General features: G+C 41.2%; 20 protein-coding genes. 1 reads left to right on the plus strand and 19 read right to left on the minus strand.

What is annotated here, in order from left to right; genetic code table 11:
- Positions 1-1,019: 1,019 nt before the first annotated feature.
- The 9 genes from OZ660_RS02510 to OZ660_RS02550 form a co-directional block, all read right to left on the minus strand.
- Positions 1,020-1,355, minus strand: a complete 336-nt coding sequence (locus OZ660_RS02510; RefSeq protein ID WP_274742446.1) for a hypothetical protein — start codon at positions 1,353-1,355, stop codon at positions 1,020-1,022.
- Positions 1,356-1,478: 123 nt separating this feature from the next.
- Entirely contained in the window at positions 1,479-1,826 is a 348-nt protein-coding gene (locus OZ660_RS02515) for a hypothetical protein (protein ID WP_274742447.1), read from the minus strand.
- A 104-nt stretch (positions 1,827-1,930) separates the two neighbouring features.
- Positions 1,931-2,311: a hypothetical protein gene (locus tag OZ660_RS02520; RefSeq protein ID WP_274742448.1), complete on the minus strand. Its 381-nt coding sequence runs from the start codon at positions 2,309-2,311 to the stop codon at positions 1,931-1,933.
- Positions 2,312-2,439: 128 nt separating this feature from the next.
- The gene (locus tag OZ660_RS02525; protein ID WP_274742449.1) at positions 2,440-2,805 is read right to left on the minus strand and encodes a hypothetical protein; all 366 of its coding nucleotides are present in this window, start codon (positions 2,803-2,805) and stop codon (positions 2,440-2,442) included.
- Between the two features lie 155 nt (positions 2,806-2,960).
- Entirely contained in the window at positions 2,961-3,302 is a 342-nt protein-coding gene (locus OZ660_RS02530) for an energy transducer TonB (RefSeq protein WP_274742450.1), read from the minus strand.
- Positions 3,303-3,435: 133 nt separating this feature from the next.
- Positions 3,436-3,729 (minus strand): hypothetical protein, encoded by a 294-nt coding sequence (locus OZ660_RS02535; protein ID WP_274742451.1) that lies wholly within the window; start codon positions 3,727-3,729, stop codon positions 3,436-3,438.
- Between the two features lie 444 nt (positions 3,730-4,173).
- Positions 4,174-4,494 (minus strand): hypothetical protein, encoded by a 321-nt coding sequence (locus OZ660_RS02540; protein WP_274742452.1) that lies wholly within the window; start codon positions 4,492-4,494, stop codon positions 4,174-4,176.
- Between the two features lie 115 nt (positions 4,495-4,609).
- Positions 4,610-5,020 carry a hypothetical protein gene (locus OZ660_RS02545; protein ID WP_274742453.1) on the minus strand — a complete coding sequence of 137 codons (411 nt, stop codon included), beginning with the start codon at positions 5,018-5,020 and terminating at the stop codon, positions 4,610-4,612.
- Between the two features lie 525 nt (positions 5,021-5,545).
- A complete protein-coding gene (locus OZ660_RS02550; RefSeq protein ID WP_274742454.1) occupies positions 5,546-5,980 on the minus strand; it encodes a hypothetical protein in 435 nt (144 codons plus the stop codon).
- A 526-nt stretch (positions 5,981-6,506) separates the two neighbouring features.
- Here OZ660_RS02550 and OZ660_RS02555 point away from each other — a divergent pair.
- Positions 6,507-7,556 (plus strand): IS110 family transposase, encoded by a 1,050-nt coding sequence (locus OZ660_RS02555; protein WP_274742431.1) that lies wholly within the window; start codon positions 6,507-6,509, stop codon positions 7,554-7,556.
- A 919-nt stretch (positions 7,557-8,475) separates the two neighbouring features.
- Here the strand turns inward: OZ660_RS02555 and OZ660_RS02560 are convergent.
- The 10 genes from OZ660_RS02560 to OZ660_RS02605 all read right to left on the minus strand — a co-directional run bounded on the left by OZ660_RS02560 (position 8,476) and on the right by OZ660_RS02605 (position 15,384).
- Entirely contained in the window at positions 8,476-8,772 is a 297-nt protein-coding gene (locus OZ660_RS02560; protein WP_274742455.1) for a hypothetical protein, read from the minus strand.
- A 118-nt stretch (positions 8,773-8,890) separates the two neighbouring features.
- Entirely contained in the window at positions 8,891-9,238 is a 348-nt protein-coding gene (locus OZ660_RS02565) for a hypothetical protein (RefSeq protein WP_274742456.1), read from the minus strand.
- A gap of 117 nt (positions 9,239-9,355) precedes the next feature.
- The gene (locus tag OZ660_RS02570) at positions 9,356-9,577 is read right to left on the minus strand and encodes a hypothetical protein (RefSeq protein WP_274742457.1); all 222 of its coding nucleotides are present in this window, start codon (positions 9,575-9,577) and stop codon (positions 9,356-9,358) included.
- A 618-nt stretch (positions 9,578-10,195) separates the two neighbouring features.
- Positions 10,196-10,603: a hypothetical protein gene (locus tag OZ660_RS02575; RefSeq protein WP_159582028.1), complete on the minus strand. Its 408-nt coding sequence runs from the start codon at positions 10,601-10,603 to the stop codon at positions 10,196-10,198.
- 468 nt (positions 10,604-11,071) lie between these two features.
- Positions 11,072-11,362 carry a hypothetical protein gene (locus OZ660_RS02580; protein ID WP_274742458.1) on the minus strand — a complete coding sequence of 97 codons (291 nt, stop codon included), beginning with the start codon at positions 11,360-11,362 and terminating at the stop codon, positions 11,072-11,074.
- A 472-nt stretch (positions 11,363-11,834) separates the two neighbouring features.
- Positions 11,835-12,173 (minus strand): nuclear transport factor 2 family protein, encoded by a 339-nt coding sequence (locus tag OZ660_RS02585; RefSeq protein ID WP_274742459.1) that lies wholly within the window; start codon positions 12,171-12,173, stop codon positions 11,835-11,837.
- A 142-nt stretch (positions 12,174-12,315) separates the two neighbouring features.
- Positions 12,316-12,774 carry a VOC family protein gene (locus OZ660_RS02590; RefSeq protein ID WP_274742460.1) on the minus strand — a complete coding sequence of 153 codons (459 nt, stop codon included), beginning with the start codon at positions 12,772-12,774 and terminating at the stop codon, positions 12,316-12,318.
- Between the two features lie 114 nt (positions 12,775-12,888).
- Positions 12,889-13,302: a hypothetical protein gene (locus OZ660_RS02595; protein WP_274742461.1), complete on the minus strand. Its 414-nt coding sequence runs from the start codon at positions 13,300-13,302 to the stop codon at positions 12,889-12,891.
- A gap of 801 nt (positions 13,303-14,103) precedes the next feature.
- Positions 14,104-14,418 carry an immunity protein Imm33 domain-containing protein gene (locus OZ660_RS02600; protein WP_226434644.1) on the minus strand — a complete coding sequence of 105 codons (315 nt, stop codon included), beginning with the start codon at positions 14,416-14,418 and terminating at the stop codon, positions 14,104-14,106.
- 567 nt (positions 14,419-14,985) lie between these two features.
- Positions 14,986-15,384: a hypothetical protein gene (locus OZ660_RS02605; RefSeq protein WP_274742462.1), complete on the minus strand. Its 399-nt coding sequence runs from the start codon at positions 15,382-15,384 to the stop codon at positions 14,986-14,988.
- Between the last annotated feature and the right edge of the window lie 31 nt (positions 15,385-15,415).

Here is a 15,415-nt window from a genome sequence, read left to right on the forward strand (position 1 = left end):
AAAAACTAAAAGGAACCCCCAAAGCTGTTGTAAAAAAGCGCTGAACTCTGACTTATTACTTACCAAATAATGGGTGGTGTATAACTTTTAAATAAGGGGCGCAGGCGCGTGGGCTACAATGCGAAGCAGCCCACGTGTATGCGTCCCAGCCTGCGCAGCAGGCGACTTAATTTTTTTGTTATACACAAACCGTATGTTAACTGCCAGCATGTTGAAGAAAATAGGGTAAAAGTACTGAACAAAACAACCAAAGCTTTTAACTTTTACTAGTTGCCAAAGAAGAGGGTTGCTTGAGTTGAAAAGCGGAGTTTTCAAGCTTCCTTCGATGCTGACCAAAAACTAAAACGAACCCCTAAAGCTGTTGTAAAAAGTTCTGAACTTTGGCCTGATTTTTACTAAAAAATGGGTGGTGTATAACTTTTAAATAAGGGGCGCAGACGCGTGGGCTAAAATGCGAAGCAGCCCACGTGTATGCGTCCCAGCGAACCAAGTGAGTGACTTAATTTTTTTGTTAGGTGCGAGCTTATTCATAGACCCCTTGCTTTGTAATCAAGCATCTAGGGCAAAAAGCCTTTCCTTTTAATGTCAATTCATTACAGTCAGCAAATTGACAATTGTTAGTTGAATAACCATTGTACTTTTTAAGTAACGCACTTATGTGTTTCCTCAATAGATGATCTTTGCTGACATCAGTTGGAGAGTCAATTTTCAAAGCAAATAGTGACTGTACTTTGTCGAAGTGATCAACTAGCCAATGTTGAGAACAAGTTGAACATTTGAGAATAGATTGCCAACCATTCCCATAACTTTGCATCTCAGGCATTGAACCGAAGTAACTATCATTTCTCCAGCCAGTAACTCTTATATCCATGCTTTGACACTGACATTTCACTTGTAGCACCTAACGGCCCGCATAACGGGCAAAAATACGTAGGCTATAATACAGAGCGAAGCGAAGGGAGCCTACGTGTTTTTGTCCCAGCGAGCTTGCGAGCGAGTTTATGCGATTGTTAGGTAAACTACTCAAAAAGAGCACCTTGCAGTAAGAGCCTCTTTACATTGTGGTGTATGATTAAAAGCCCTATGGCGCAAATTGCAAGAAACACAATTGTTGCCAAAAAATACTCTACCCAAGCTAACCACTTAATTCTATTTCTATGCTCGAGAATTAACTCTTTTCTGTAAGCGGTTGATAATAGAAACGGCCAAGCAAGATATACAAAGCGAGGTCCGCTGGCTAATTCTGCAAAGAAATCTAAAGCGTTGCCTAAAACGGGAACTCTAGATAGCGCTAGAGCTACAGCGAGGAATACCCCGAAAAAAAGTAAGCTAATTACAGCAACCAAAATTTCCATATACAGGTTTACCTAACTTTTAAATAAGGGGCGTAGGCGCGTGGGCTAAAATGCGAAGCAGCCCACGTGTATGCGTCCCAGTGACCGAAGGGAACGACTTAATTTTTTTGTTATGTGCGTTCACTATGTACAACCTTGACTTATGATATGTTTGACAATTTTAGAAGTTCGCTCTGCCTCTTGAACAAACTGCTGGTAACTCTTGCCTAGAAACATGCCGTCTATAGTCAGCTGATAACCGCCGATTAAGTCTTGAGAATGAAGACTTAAATTAATACTGTTTTCAAAATATGTGAATTCCAGAGATGAATTCAGAATTGTAACAGGATTAAACGGCTTATATTCAGCTACCACATCTACAAGGCACGATGCTTCAATTGGTACTTCGTAGTTCACTCCATAGCTAATCTTGTTGTCTATGCTTGAACAGCCGCTAAGTAAAAATAAAGCTAAAAATGTTCGAATATTCATTAGCACATAACTTTTAAATAAGGGGCGCAGACGCGTGGGCTACAATGCGAAGCAGCCCACGTGTATGCGTCCCAGCGAACGAAGTGAGTGACTTAATTTTTTTGTTATGCGCCAGTGCGCCAAGTGATCTCTGCATTTGGAAAGCTCTTGTTTAACTGATTAGTGACTTCTAGAGACACCTGATATTCAATCTCAGGCTCGGCGTAAATAAGTATATCTTTTACAATGCATTGGTCGTTAGAAAGAATTGTAACGAGTTTATCTAGAGATACAGTTCTACCTTTTCGCCTGACCAAGTTATCGCCGATTATGTATATTGATTCTTCCACGCAGATATCGTTTCTGTGACAGTATGTGGGGCAGTCTTTCTTTTCTCCGTCTGAAACGATTAACGCATTTTCAGGACTATCGTCCATGCCGAGCGCGAAGAACAGAATCAAGATTAATAAGATACTCAATAAACCTATTTGCGCTTGATTGTTCATCGTATTCTCCGTGGCGCATAACTTTTAAATAAGGGGCGCATTTACGTGGGCTAAAATGCGAAGCAGCCCACGTGTATGCGTCCCAGCGAACGAAGTGAGTGGCTTAATTTGCTTGTTATGTGGCACTTTTAAAAACTACCTTGATATACATTTGCGCTGAATATAAACCACTTGTTGTCTATAAAATGACAGACATACAAAGTGCGGAAGTCTATATTTGAATTGCCTGCGTTAACACGCCAAGCAATTGTAACTGCTACTTTGTCTTGTCCAAGTTGCTGCTCTTGCATAATTTTGAACTGAGCGCTTTGATAGCCAAAGTTGCGCATAGATTCACAATTTAACGCAAACTTTTCAATAAGCGCTGGTCTATCCGTAAATGTTTGAGTACCGTCTGCGTCTGAAATAGCACAGGGAAGGCGATAAAGGCTCGCTATGACCTCTGAGTTAAAAGCGTCAAAAGCCTCTGTGTATTTTTTAAAAAGTTCTTCCATGCTTGATTGTTACTCCTGACACATAACTTTAAGCTAAGGGGCAATTACGCAATGCGATAATGCCAAAGGCGCATTGCGTAATTGTCCCAGTGAGTGCAGCGAACGACTTAAGCGTGTTGTTAGGTGCGTGTTTGTTCATTTTTACCCACCAAAACCTAATCTTCATATTTTACCTTCATGTATTTAACACATTCTTGTAAAGGAGAAATAAATATTGTTTTGGCAATAGTTCGTTTGGCCGCACGGTCATAAACTCTTGAGGTTGAATTGATTACTTCTATGTCCATTGGCTGACCATGATTGTTTACAGTAAATTTTAATGTCACTGTTTCAGAGATGTTGTTTTCAGTTACGCCTCCAGCAGGCAAGCCTGGCCACACAAGCTCTAACGGTGCAATTGGAATAACTTTTTCATTGCACTTATTCAAAGCAGATTCGCTATTACTATGACACACAGGCACAGTTAACATTAATAGAAGCAAAGATGTTTTCTTCATCACCAAAGCACCTAACACTAAGCTAAGGGGCAAAAGCACAATGCGAAAATGGCGGAGCCGCATTGTGTTTTTGTCCCAGCAGCCCGCGCAGCGGGATGCGACTTGAGCGTTTTGTTATAACTCGTTCTCACTACTACCTCGCCTCTGGGTTGTTAAATGAGACCTTTACGTACTCTGGATATAAAGTCGGATAAAACTTAAACACAACTGCGTTAACACTATCTCCATCTTCCTTTTCTACCATGAAGCGTAGACCTTCAGAGCGAATACACTCTGCCAAAGTCGGGAAAAGATCTTCGATTGATTCGGGAGATACTTCAAATTTTGTGTTGTCAGGGTTATCAAACAGCCTTCTTCGCCACTTCATATGTTGAGATACGTCACATCTGACATCTGCTAAAAACTTTAAATGAGCATCTTTGTTCATAATTTACGCTAAGGGTTATAACTTTTAAATAAGGGGCGCAGACGCGTGGGCTAAAATGCGAAGCAGCCCACGTGTATGCGTCCCAGCCTGCGCTAGCAGGCGACTTAATTTTTTTGTTATACACAAACCGTTTCTTAACTGCCAGCATGTTGAAGAAAATAGAGTAAAAGCACCGAACAAAACAACCAGTGCTTTAAACTTTTACTTGCTGCCAAAGAAGAGGGCGGCTTGAGTTGAAAAGCAGAACTTTCAAGTTACCTTCGATGCTGACAAAAAGCTAAAACGAAACTCCAAAGCCGATGTAAAAAGGTACTGAATTTTGGCCTGATTTTTACTAAAAAATGGGTGGTGTATAACGCCCCAAGCAGGGGCAATAACACGTAGGCTAAAATAAGGAACGAAGTGACGGGAGCCTACGTGTTAGTGTCCCGCTGACTTGGTTTGTTATGTTTGCGTGCTGGCGATACTACCTAGATTAAACATTTCTACTTGGCTTGGGTACTGGATTGTTTTATACAAAACAGTATTGCCTGCACACAGAACGGTAACTTCATATGTATCCACTGCATTTGCAACAGTGTAGTCTACAGAGAATTTTCCTTCTATTTCTCTGAATTGGTAGGAATAGTCTTTAGCATCAGTTGGTTTTACTTTTAAAGTGCATTCACTGCCGACAGTACCAGAAACAATTATTACATTCTCTCCCGGTAGGTTTACGCAGGCTGCAAGCAATGCAAGGATTAAAACTAAAAGTGCTAATTTCATCGGCAAACATAACTTTTAAATAAGGGGCGCAGGCGCGTGGGCTAGAATGCGAAGCAGCCCACGTGTATGCGTCCCAGCGAACGAAGTGAGTGTCTTAATTTTTTTGTTATGAGTCTTAGCTTGCAAAGTACACCTCATCTAAAGTGTTTGCGATATTAAAGCTGAATTGTAATTTGTTATCCGCACTTTGGATGCTGCCGTTTGAGAGTGTTGCGTATTCTATGTTTTTAGCTATCAAAAGTGATTCAATTTCTTGTTTCGTTGCTTGAGAAATCTCATGTCCCCAAATACTTACGGGGTGTATTGTTTTTACTTGAAACATGCATACGAATGAATTTTCAGTTGGACAATTTTCAATATCACCTTTAAAGCCAATTAAAAGCCCTTGGTAATAAAGGAAGTTTTCTAGGTTTCCTCCCATCCACTCTTCATAAAAGAGTTCGGTACCCAAAATTGATTTAACCTGGCTAGGGCGAAATCCAAACTGTATTTCGCTCAAGCCTTTTTCTAATAATACTTCATACATAAGTTGAATTTCAGTGACTCATAACGCTAAGCTTTGGGGCGCTAACATGGGGCTATAATCGCGAAGCGGCCCCGTGTTAGCGTCCCAGCGACCGAAGGGAGTGCCAACAGCGTTTTGTTAGGCGTACAACTGAAAGTACGCAGCTTTGCTGCCACCACTAGCCGATAAGGCCACTTATTTAAATTGTTGAAATTAAGATAAAACAACCCTGTTCGAAAAGCCAGATGTTACCGATAATGCTGGATAAAAGAGCGAGTTTAGAAGGCAAGTAATGTTGAATGTTGGCGTTTCGATGTTGATGAAAAGCGCGTTGCTAAAGTCGTTTAAACAGCAACAAGAGCCAGCCGCAAAGACAACCTAGCGAAACAACCTTGATGCTCTAATGTCATGGCTGAACCCACTTTTTAATGCTGTAAGTAAATGACGCCTAACTTTTAAATAAGGGGCGCAGACGCGTGGGCCATAATGCGAAGCAGCCCACGTGTATGCGTCCCAACGAACGAAGTGAGTGACTTAATTTTTTTGTTATCTCTCAATTTCAATAGAACCATCATACCATTGCCTTTGTTCTATAACCCTTGAAACCTCGTTGAGAGTTCCGGAGTTAGAACTCATATGACCATGGTTTTGCTCACCAGAGAACTCGAAAACTCCGATTATAGTTACCCACTTTGCATCAAAGTAACCTAAATTATTTTCACTAGTGGGTAGAAAGCTTATTTCATCTGAGTAATTTACCCACAGTCCTTCCTTGCCCATTAGCCTATCCGCATGATCTTTAGTTAGATAGAGAACAGAGTCTTCGAATTTGACGTGTAGGTATCCTTCTACAGCTACAAGTTTTCCGGAATACTTTTCGGGTGTAGCAATAAGTTTTAAAAGTGAAACTCTGGTTGGTTCTGGGTTTGCAATGGCCCCACATGTCCAAAAAAGAAGGATTAGAAAAAATATCCTATTCAAAACAGTCCTCCTGAGAGATAACTTTTAAATAAGGGGCGCAGACGCGTGGGCTAGAATGCGAAGCAGCCCACGTGTATGCGTCCCAGCCTGCGCTAGCAGGCGACTTAATTTTTTTGTTATACACAAACCGTTTGTTAACTGCCAGCATGTTGAAGAAATTGGGGTAAAAGTACCGAACAAAACAACCAGTGCTTTAACCTTTTACTAGCTGCCAGAGAAGAGAGCTGCTTGAGTTGAAAAGCAGGGCTTTCAAGCTTCCTTCAATGCTGACCAAAAACTAAAACGAACCCCCAAAGCCGTTGTAAAAAAGTGCTGAACTTTGGCTTGGCTTTTACTAAAAAATGGGTGGTGTATAACGCTAAGCTAACGGGCAGTGACGTGGCGGCATAATCGCGAAGCGCCGCCGCGTTACTGTCCCAGTGACCGAAGGGAACGTGTTCAGCGCTTTGATAATCATTGAGCCTCCTCCCTATCAGCATAAACAGAGTTTATCCTAATAGGCGACCAAACCAAGGGAGAAAACTCAATGAACTTTTATACTAATACACATCCGTACTATTGTGGAATCGATCTTCACACAAGACTGCTTTATGTCTGCATTATTGATAATGAAAACAATATTCTCGTTCACGAAAAAATCGATGATTCACCTGACAAACTGTTAGCACTTTTAAGGCCATATCTGGGCAACGTAGTTGTTGGCGTGGAATGCATGCATTGCTGGTATTGGGTGTCTGACTTTTGTGAAGCGCACAATATTGACTTTATTCTTGGCCATGCGCTTTACATGAAAGCGATTCATGCAGGTAAAACGAAGAACGATAAAATTGATGCACTAAAAATAGCGAAGCTAATGCGCGGAGGGAACTTCCCACTCGCGCATGCCCACTCAAAAGAGCACCGCTCAATTCGTGATGCGCTTCGTCGTAGAACCCACATAATGAGAATGAGTGCGCAACTGAAAGCGCACGTGTCCAGCACGATCAGTCAATACAATCTACCTGCGCTGGAGTCTCGTTTGAATCTGCAAAATTCACCTGACCGAGAAAAAATGCATCACTTTTTTCCCGATGAAGCTGTGCAAAAGAGCATGGATTTAAACCTCAATATTATCGAAACCATGGTGAGTGAACTCTACAAGATTGAACACTACGTGAAGACTCAGGCACAAACACACCGTGCAACAGATTTACATATCCTTAAGTCGTTTCCAGGTATCGGAAAAATTTTAGCCCTGACCATTTTGTATGAAGTTGGCGATATTAAACGGTTTCCATCAGTTCAGAAGTTTGCCTCGTATTCACGGTTAGTAAAATGCAAAGCAGAGTCGGCCGGTAAAACACATGGTACGCAGGGTAATAAGATTGGCAACGCACACTTGAAGTGGGCATTTAGCGAAGCAGCGGTGTTGTACCTTAAAGGTAATGACAACGCCAAGCGATATCTAGCCAAGTTACAAAAGAGAATGAGCAAGGCGAAGGCCTTATCTGCACTCGCTCATAAAATCGGGCGATGTGCTTACTTTATGTTGAAGAACCAGCAGGTATTCGATGAAGAACGCTTTTTAAACGGGTAAGTCGCACAGTGGCATGAGCTGCAACGTCTAACTGGTTAAACGACGAGCATCAACTTATCGCACAGTACTCTGCATCAAGCAGCATCGATAAGTATACCAACAGGTCATAACCTGCTGCGTTTGATTAGACATGCCACTGTTGCGCATCTCTACCTTTTTACGAATTTGCTTACACCTTCACTGAACCTGATACTAACTGGTCAATGCAGCCACTTAGATTTGAATAGGACAGAGGAAGGTTAACCGATGAATGTCTAGTGCCGTTGCCAGTCAAAAGGAATTGAAAAGAGCAACAACAAGAGCCTCTATATGTGTTTGACGTAGGCAACTCGCCTAACATCAGCCATGACAGACGAAGTAAACGAGTTCTAAAAAGGCAACGGTATTGATCTTGAAATAGTGGTCAAGGGGCTATCTTTTTTCATTGACAGCCCGGAGGCTCATATGTGTTATATGGCTACCACTAACGCTTTAACCAGTTTTTCGGCAAGTTCTCGTAACGGTAAAAATAGTCGATACATTGCTGCATATTGTACCCACATATTTTCGCTATTAAGCATGTAACGACTATAGCGGACAGACATACCGAAAGCACAAAAAAGACTAACATATATACAACAAATTCAGTTGAATTTTCTTGGGCTTTCAGTGGCAAGTCAGGATCTATGTTGAGGTATTCTGATATAAAAGAATAAAACCCGGCAACTGGAAGTGCACTAATAACGAAGATGACGAAAGTAATGAACAGGAACATCATTCTTACGCTAAGTTTGAGATTGTTGTAATTAGTCCTATTCATTTGATGAAGCCATATAACTTTTAAATAAGGGGCGCAGGCATGTGGGCTAAAATGCGAAGCAGCCCACGTGTATGCGTCCCAGCGAATGCAGTGAGCGGCTTAATTTGTTTGTTAGGTAACTTAGCGTCCATATCCCTCGGTACTCTTTATTTCTAACTTGTCTACATTAGCTTTTTTACACAGATCTACCACAGATACAATGAGTGATGGAGTGGTGGTGCTGTCATACAGGACTAATACATTCTTAGGAGACTGTTGCTCAATATGCGTTAGTAACTCGTTAGCTGATTTAAACTCATTATTATTAAAATCAAACCTACCAGCAGCGATTATGATAAATGTACCGCCGCTTTTCTCCCATTCTTCGTCTTCTAACGAGTGGTATTTTTTCGCTAAATCTATTGAACTCAAATCCATCTGTTACCTAACTTTTAAATAAGGGGCGCAGACGCGTGGGCTAAGATGCGAAGCAGCCCACGTGTATGCGTCCCAGTGACCGAAGGGAACGACTTAATTTTTTTGTTATGTGCGTTCACTATGTACAACCTTGACTTATGATATGTTTGACAATTTTAGAAGTTCGCTCTGCCTCTTGAACAAACTGCTGGTAACTCTTGCCTAGAAACATGCCGTCTATAGTCAGCTGATAACCGCCGATTAAGTCTTGAGAATGAAGACTTAAATTAATACTGTTTTCAAAATATGTGAATTCCAGAGATGAATTCAGAATTGTAACAGGATTAAACGGCTTATATTCAGCTACCACATCTACAAGGCACGATGCTTCAATTGGTACTTCGTAGTTCACTCCATAGCTAGTCTTGTTGTCTATGCTTGAACAGCCGCTAAGTAAAAATAAAGCTAAAAATGTTCGAATATTCATTAGTACATAACGCCCGTTTAAGGGGCAGAAACACATGGGCTACAATGCGAAGCAGCCCATGTGTTTGTGTCCCAGTGTGCGCCAGCACACGACTTAAAACGATTGTTATGTGCGCTCCTAGGATAACCATCTAATTAGCCAGCCTGACTGCTTAAAAAATTCTTGTAATTCATGTTCATTTTGAACCCAGTCATCAAACGCTTCTAGTTGCTGATTTTTTAAATCTTTGCCGGTAATTATTAGGAAGCCTCCAGTATTTGCACTGTCGTCAATTACTTTGACTTGAGATCCCGCATCATCGCCTCTTTCTATAATGCCAATAACATCGAGTTTAATCATGTATTCCTTGTAGCACATAACTTTCCAATAACGGGCGCATACATGTGGGGCATAATGGCGAAGCCGCCCCGCGTGTATGCGTCCCAGCGAACGAAGTGAGTGTGTTGATTGGGTTGTTATATGACATGCTGATTAAACCCTTGAACCACCCCATAATTGCACTGTAGACATTAGCAAGATAGCCAATATAAGCCCAGAGACTAATGATACGCCGATGGGTATCAAGATAACTTGCCATAGTTTCAAAACCATAAAGCGCTTTAAAATGAACGAAAACAACACTATCGATATTACAACTGATGCTGGCTCTACTAAACCCGTCAAATAGGTAATTGAAGCTGAAAAAGCCTGTGTAATTAAAAATAAACCAGTAAGTAACATACTACGCTTGTTTACATTTTCAGTCACTTTGAGTAGGTGGAGAACAATTCGAAAACCTATGAAATTTCCAAGAAGAAATGAAATCAAAAAGAAGACTGGAAACACAAAAGTACCTTTGTCATATAACTTCCAAATATGGGGCGCAGACATGTGTGCAAAAATGGCGAAGCCGCGCACATGTTTGCGTCCCAGCGAGCGGCAGCGAGTGCCATAATTTGTTTGTTATGTGACTTTATCCTAAATAAGAGCATGCTTTTTATACTTTTTAACAAACACTTTAGCTTCTGCCAACGTTGAAGGGTAAGAAACGTTGCAATAGCTATTTTTGATAGGCCTGATTTTTTGAAAATAGAAACCATGGTGGACGAGGTATGCCACCTTTTTCCATTGGGCGATATCAGACTTTTTTGGTGCTTTGAAATGCCGGCCTAAATTATAAGTAACACCACCACAAGAAACACACTGGCCGTGCAATGGATAATCGCATGGAGCACCAGGAAAGCTACGTTGAAAAGAGGTTTTGCAGTCGAGGCAAGCATACGCCATAGAATACTTGCCACTTGAAAAGGAAGCTTTGTCTGGTTTGATTGGTTTAGTTCTGTAACCAGAATCCCATCTCAGTGCTTTTTTAGTGTTTCTATCCATGAATATCCTGAGTCACATAACTTTTAAATAAGGGGCGCAGACGCGTGGGCTAAAATGCAAAGCAGCCCACGTGTATGCGTCCCAGCCTGCGCCAGCAGGCGACTTAATTTTTTTGTTATACACAAACCGTTTGTTAACTGCCAGCATGTTGAAGAAAATAGAGTAAAAGTACCGAGCCAAACAACCAGCGATTTTGACTTTTACTAGCTGCCAGAGAAGAGAGTTGCGTGAGTTGAAAAGCAAGGCTTTCAAGTTACCTTCGATGCTTTCAGAAAACCAAAAGGAACCCCCAAAGCAGTTGTAAAAAAGCGCCTAACTTTGACTTATTTTTTACTAAAGAATGGGTGGTGTATAACACCCCACTAAGGGGCGATAACACATGGGCTAAAATAAGGAACGGAGTGACGCAGCCCATGTGTTAGCGTCCCAGCGAGCGAAGCGAGAGCCTTGAGTGGTTTGTTATATGAACTACTTTCCATGAAAAAAGGACCAAAAAATTGACCTAGCCTGACGATATTTGTGCCAGCTTTTAGGTTTGATTTTACAAAGAGTAAAGCCAACGCCAATTAAAATGATGGGCATGAACAAAAATGTGCCTTTAGCTTCCCTGTCATTTCTTTCAATGCCATTAACGATGACTGTAGCTTCTGGGTCAATAAGTAACTCTGCCGCCGAATAGCCAAATATTAGTCCGACAAAGATAAAGCACAAACCTACTAAACGAGTTAAAAATAAAAAAGTTGAAAATGGGAGTTGCACTCAATTTTTCCTGTTCATATAACTTGTAAATAAGGGGCGCAGACGCGTGGGCTAAAATGCGAAGCAGCCCACGTGAATGCGTCCCAGCCTGCGCCAGCAGGCGACTTAATTTTTTTGTTATACACAAACCGTTTGTTAACTGCCAGCATGTTGAAGAAAATAGGGTAAAAGTACTGAACAAAACAACCAGTGTTTTTAACTTTTGCACGTTGCCAAAGAAGAGGGCGGCTTGAGTTGAAAAGCGGAGTTTTCAAGCTTCTTTCGATGCTGACCAAAAACTAAAACGAACCCCCAAAGCTGTTGTGAAAAAGCGCTGAACTTTGACTTACCTTTTACTAAAAAATGGGTGGTGTATAACTTTTAAATAAGGGGCGCAGGCGCGTGGGCTACAATGCGAAGCAGCCCACGTGTATGCGTCCCAGCGAACGCAGTGAGTGCCTTAATTTTTTTGTTAGGTGCGTGTAGATACATCCTAGTTTTCCCTGCCAAGGTAAGCCCTGATTGATGAAATTAAACCTGCGTTATTGAATGTTACAACGTCTACAACGTAAAGTACTTCTGTCTGGTTAACTATAATCTTGAGCTCTCCAGAGACTGAGTTCTCGTTTTCCATAATATTTAAGATTTCGATTTCCAAACTTGAAGCATTGTTAAAATTCTTCTGAGTTTCTGATATGGCGATAGCTTTACCATGAACAGAGATTTTCCAATCTCTTAAATGAATATCGGGTGCAAAGAGTTTTGAAACCGCATCGATATCTTTGTTTTGATAGCTAAGAAGATACGATTTAAATTTTTCTGAATTATTCATTTCCAATCCTTAGAAGCACCTAACTTTTAAATAAGGGGCGCAGGCGCGTGGGCTAAAATGCGAAGCAGCCCATGTGTATGCGTCCCAGCGAACGAAGTGAGTGACTTAATTTTTTTGTTATGTGCCTTGACCACAAACCAACCTATAAGCCTTTGTTGGGATTTTTGAACTCCCTGATCTGTATATGATTGCCTTCTCTGTCTGCTATGTTGGAGACTTTGAATATTGGATTTGCCCACTCGCCATCGAAGGCCTTGCCGCCCAAGTTGACTGCTTTTTCTCTTGTGGCTTCCATATTTTCAACAGACAAAAATAATTTAATTGGGCTAAAGGAGTCTTGAGGCATATCGAAAGGTGGGACATGGATAATGAGATTGAATCCATCTCTATCCAAGCTGATAAAATCTTTAGTCTCTTTGGTAACACGCATGCCAAATAGTTGTTCATAGAACTCTGCAAGGTGGGACAAGTTGCTTGAGTAGATGAGCACACCATTCTGGGCCGGGCCTGACATTTTTACATCCTTACTTTGAGTTGCATTAGAAAAGAGGGTCGCAAAAAAGACCGTTGCAAACACCAATGCTTTAAAACCTTTATACATAAACTTTCCCTGGCACATAACTTTTAAATAAGGGGCGCAGACGCGTGGGCTAAAATGCGAAGCAGCCCACGTGTATGCGTCCCAGCGAACGAAGTGAGTGCCTTAATTTTTTTGTTATACGCGTTTTTCAACGAAGTGCATACCCCAGCGGTTTGATGTAGAAAGCATAAAGGCAAAATAAACGATTGAAAATACACAGCCCAAGAATGCTTCACTTCCTGCTTTTAAGAGTAGAGATTTAAAGAAATTCACTACGAGGCAAAACAGGGCTATAAACCAAATTGCTTTTAAAACGTTATCGTAAATTTGGTTTTTTAGCATGCCGCTGTGTTCTTGGAAGCTGAAGAAAAAGCCTGTAAGTTTACAAATAAGCCAAGTTAAGAAAAAAGATGAGAATGAAATGAAGATTGCAGCTGCTATTTCTTGAGTAAACACGCCGATTAATAACGCTGAACCACACCAAATTAGTGGTAACTTAAGCCCTAATTTTTGAGTAATAAGAAAATACTTAGGTTTTTTAAGCTGCATTTCTATCCTTGATGCTTATAGCGTATAACTTTTAAATAAGGAGCGCAGACGCGTGGGCTAAAATGCGAAGCAGCCCACGTGTTTGCGTCCCAGTGCGCGCCAGCGCACGACTTAATTTTTTTGTTATACACAAACCGTGTGTTAACTGCCAGCATGTTGAAGAAAATAGGGTAAAAGCACTGAGCAAAACGACCAGCGATTTTAACTTTAGCAAGTAGCCAGAAAAGAGGGCGGCTTGAGTTGAAAAGCAGAACTTTTAAGTTACCTTTGATGCTAACCAAAAACTAAAACGAACCCCTAAAGCCGTTGTAAAAAAGCGCTGAACTTTGGCCTGATTTTTACTAAAAAATGGGTGGTGTATAACTTTTAAATAAGGGGCGCAGGCGCGTGGGCTAAAATGCGAAGCAGCCCACGTGTATGCGTCCCAGCCTGCGCAGCAGGCGACTTGATTTTTTTGTTATACACAAACCGTATGTTAACTGCCAGCATGTTGAAGAAAATAGGGTAAAAGTACCGAACAAAACAACCAATGTTTTTAATTTTTACTTGCTGCCAAAGAAGAGGGCTGCTTGAGTTGAATAGCAGGGCTTTCAAGCTTTCTTCGATGCTGACCGAAAACTAAAACGAACCCCCAAAGCTGTTGTAAAAAAGCGCTGAACTTTGACCTGACCTTTACTCAAAAATGGGTGGTGTATAACGCCCGTTTAAGGGGCACAAACACATGGGCTACAATGCGAAGCAGCCCATGTGTTTGTGTCCCAGTGTGCGCCAGCGCACGACTTAAAACGATTGTTATGCGTTTCACAGTTCTTTGTCAAACCATACGTCCTCATAGCCGGCATCATCTATTAGGAACCGATAGCCTGGCGGTAAATCCAAATACTTAATAACCTGAGGAAGATACCTATCTAGATGCTCGGTGTGCAACGGTGAAAAGAAGTCTTTCTCGGACGATAAGGTTTCTCCACACCAAAAATACCAACCGTTCGTACCATTTTCTGGAGCGTGTCTAATGCCATTAATTGGAAGTTTGCCAATGGTGTCTAAAGCAATCCCAACTTTGGTTGCAGAAATTGGCGGGGAGGGTTTTACTCCAAGTTTCTGGCATATTTCCATTAAAATCCTCATTGCCTAACTGACGCATAACTTCCAAATATGGGGCGCAAACACGTGTGCAATAATGGCGGAGCCGCGCACGTGTTTGCGTCCCAACGAGCGGCAGCGAGTGCCATAATTTGTTTGTTATGTGCCGCTGTAATAATTTTCAGTCCACCCTATCAAAGGCATAAACTTTTTGACTTCTAGTTTTTGACCAACTACACACGGACACCGGCAAACAATGTTGACTACATTACCATTATTCAGTCTCACTGATGCTTGGTATATGTTGGGCTTATTCCTGCCCGAAATGCCCGTGTTGTCCCAAACCGAAATAACTTCACCTTTATAAGTTTCAATTAGACGACCACGTATAAAAATTTGGTCAATAATTAGATAAAGTCCAATTAAGAATGTGATTGATATAATTGAATACTTAACTATGGTTTTCGATTTCAACTAAGATCCTCAAGGCACATAACGCCCAACTTAGGGGCAATAACACGCAGGCTAAACTTGGAGCGTAGCGACTGAGCCTGCGTGTTATTGTCCCAGTGAGCGCCAGCGAACGACTACAGTTTTTTGTTAGGCTTTTCGCTTTGTATAAATTAACAACAAAACAATAGAAGCCAAAGTGTGTGAGATTGAAGCCGCCGTAAAAAGAATATCTGGATTAAAAAGCACAGTGTCCAGATTTTTAACGTAACTATACATATACAGTATTGCGCTAACTCCAGATAGGCAAGATATTGCAAGTATCAGGCTTGAACTCATTTTTGCATCCAAAACTTCATTCCTTCCAAGTTTTTTACAAAGTTGAAACTGACGATAATAAATATAAAAAACAAGCGCGCTCACCAATAAGGAAGGAATAATAAATATTGGAGATAGGATTGAAAAAGCAGTAGCCATAGCGCAAATAAAGGCTGCAATAGCTGCTGGAAAAAATAATAAAATACTCAATAAAATAGCTATTATCGACATAGAGCCTAACACCCCACTAAGGGGCGATAAC

This window comes from Alteromonas sp. 009811495, from assembly GCF_028865455.1.
Classification (GTDB): Bacteria; Pseudomonadota; Gammaproteobacteria; order Enterobacterales; family Alteromonadaceae; genus Alteromonas.

What these genes read in the sequence shown, in the direction of transcription:
- OZ660_RS02585 (WP_274742459.1), bottom strand. Translation starts at nt 12,173, where the DNA reads ATGAATAATTCAGAAAAATTTAAATCGTATCTTCTTAGCTATCAAAAC.
- OZ660_RS02595 (WP_274742461.1), bottom strand. Translation starts at nt 13,302, where the DNA reads ATGCAGCTTAAAAAACCTAAGTATTTTCTTATTACTCAAAAATTAGGG.
- OZ660_RS02510 (WP_274742446.1), bottom strand. Translation starts at nt 1,355, where the DNA reads ATGGAAATTTTGGTTGCTGTAATTAGCTTACTTTTTTTCGGGGTATTC.
- OZ660_RS02605 (WP_274742462.1), bottom strand. Translation starts at nt 15,384, where the DNA reads ATGTCGATAATAGCTATTTTATTGAGTATTTTATTATTTTTTCCAGCA.
- OZ660_RS02520 (WP_274742448.1), bottom strand. Translation starts at nt 2,311, where the DNA reads ATGAACAATCAAGCGCAAATAGGTTTATTGAGTATCTTATTAATCTTG.
- OZ660_RS02575 (WP_159582028.1), bottom strand. Translation starts at nt 10,603, where the DNA reads ATGGATAGAAACACTAAAAAAGCACTGAGATGGGATTCTGGTTACAGA.
- OZ660_RS02545 (WP_274742453.1), bottom strand. Translation starts at nt 5,020, where the DNA reads ATGTATGAAGTATTATTAGAAAAAGGCTTGAGCGAAATACAGTTTGGA.
- OZ660_RS02565 (WP_274742456.1), bottom strand. Translation starts at nt 9,238, where the DNA reads ATGAATATTCGAACATTTTTAGCTTTATTTTTACTTAGCGGCTGTTCA.
- OZ660_RS02555 (WP_274742431.1), top strand. Translation starts at nt 6,507, where the DNA reads ATGAACTTTTATACTAATACACATCCGTACTATTGTGGAATCGATCTT.
- OZ660_RS02515 (WP_274742447.1), bottom strand. Translation starts at nt 1,826, where the DNA reads ATGAATATTCGAACATTTTTAGCTTTATTTTTACTTAGCGGCTGTTCA.
- OZ660_RS02530 (WP_274742450.1), bottom strand. Translation starts at nt 3,302, where the DNA reads ATGAAGAAAACATCTTTGCTTCTATTAATGTTAACTGTGCCTGTGTGT.
- OZ660_RS02525 (WP_274742449.1), bottom strand. Translation starts at nt 2,805, where the DNA reads ATGGAAGAACTTTTTAAAAAATACACAGAGGCTTTTGACGCTTTTAAC.
- OZ660_RS02590 (WP_274742460.1), bottom strand. Translation starts at nt 12,774, where the DNA reads ATGTATAAAGGTTTTAAAGCATTGGTGTTTGCAACGGTCTTTTTTGCG.
- OZ660_RS02535 (WP_274742451.1), bottom strand. Translation starts at nt 3,729, where the DNA reads ATGAACAAAGATGCTCATTTAAAGTTTTTAGCAGATGTCAGATGTGAC.
- OZ660_RS02570 (WP_274742457.1), bottom strand. Translation starts at nt 9,577, where the DNA reads ATGATTAAACTCGATGTTATTGGCATTATAGAAAGAGGCGATGATGCG.
- OZ660_RS02560 (WP_274742455.1), bottom strand. Translation starts at nt 8,772, where the DNA reads ATGGATTTGAGTTCAATAGATTTAGCGAAAAAATACCACTCGTTAGAA.
- OZ660_RS02540 (WP_274742452.1), bottom strand. Translation starts at nt 4,494, where the DNA reads ATGAAATTAGCACTTTTAGTTTTAATCCTTGCATTGCTTGCAGCCTGC.
- OZ660_RS02600 (WP_226434644.1), bottom strand. Translation starts at nt 14,418, where the DNA reads ATGGAAATATGCCAGAAACTTGGAGTAAAACCCTCCCCGCCAATTTCT.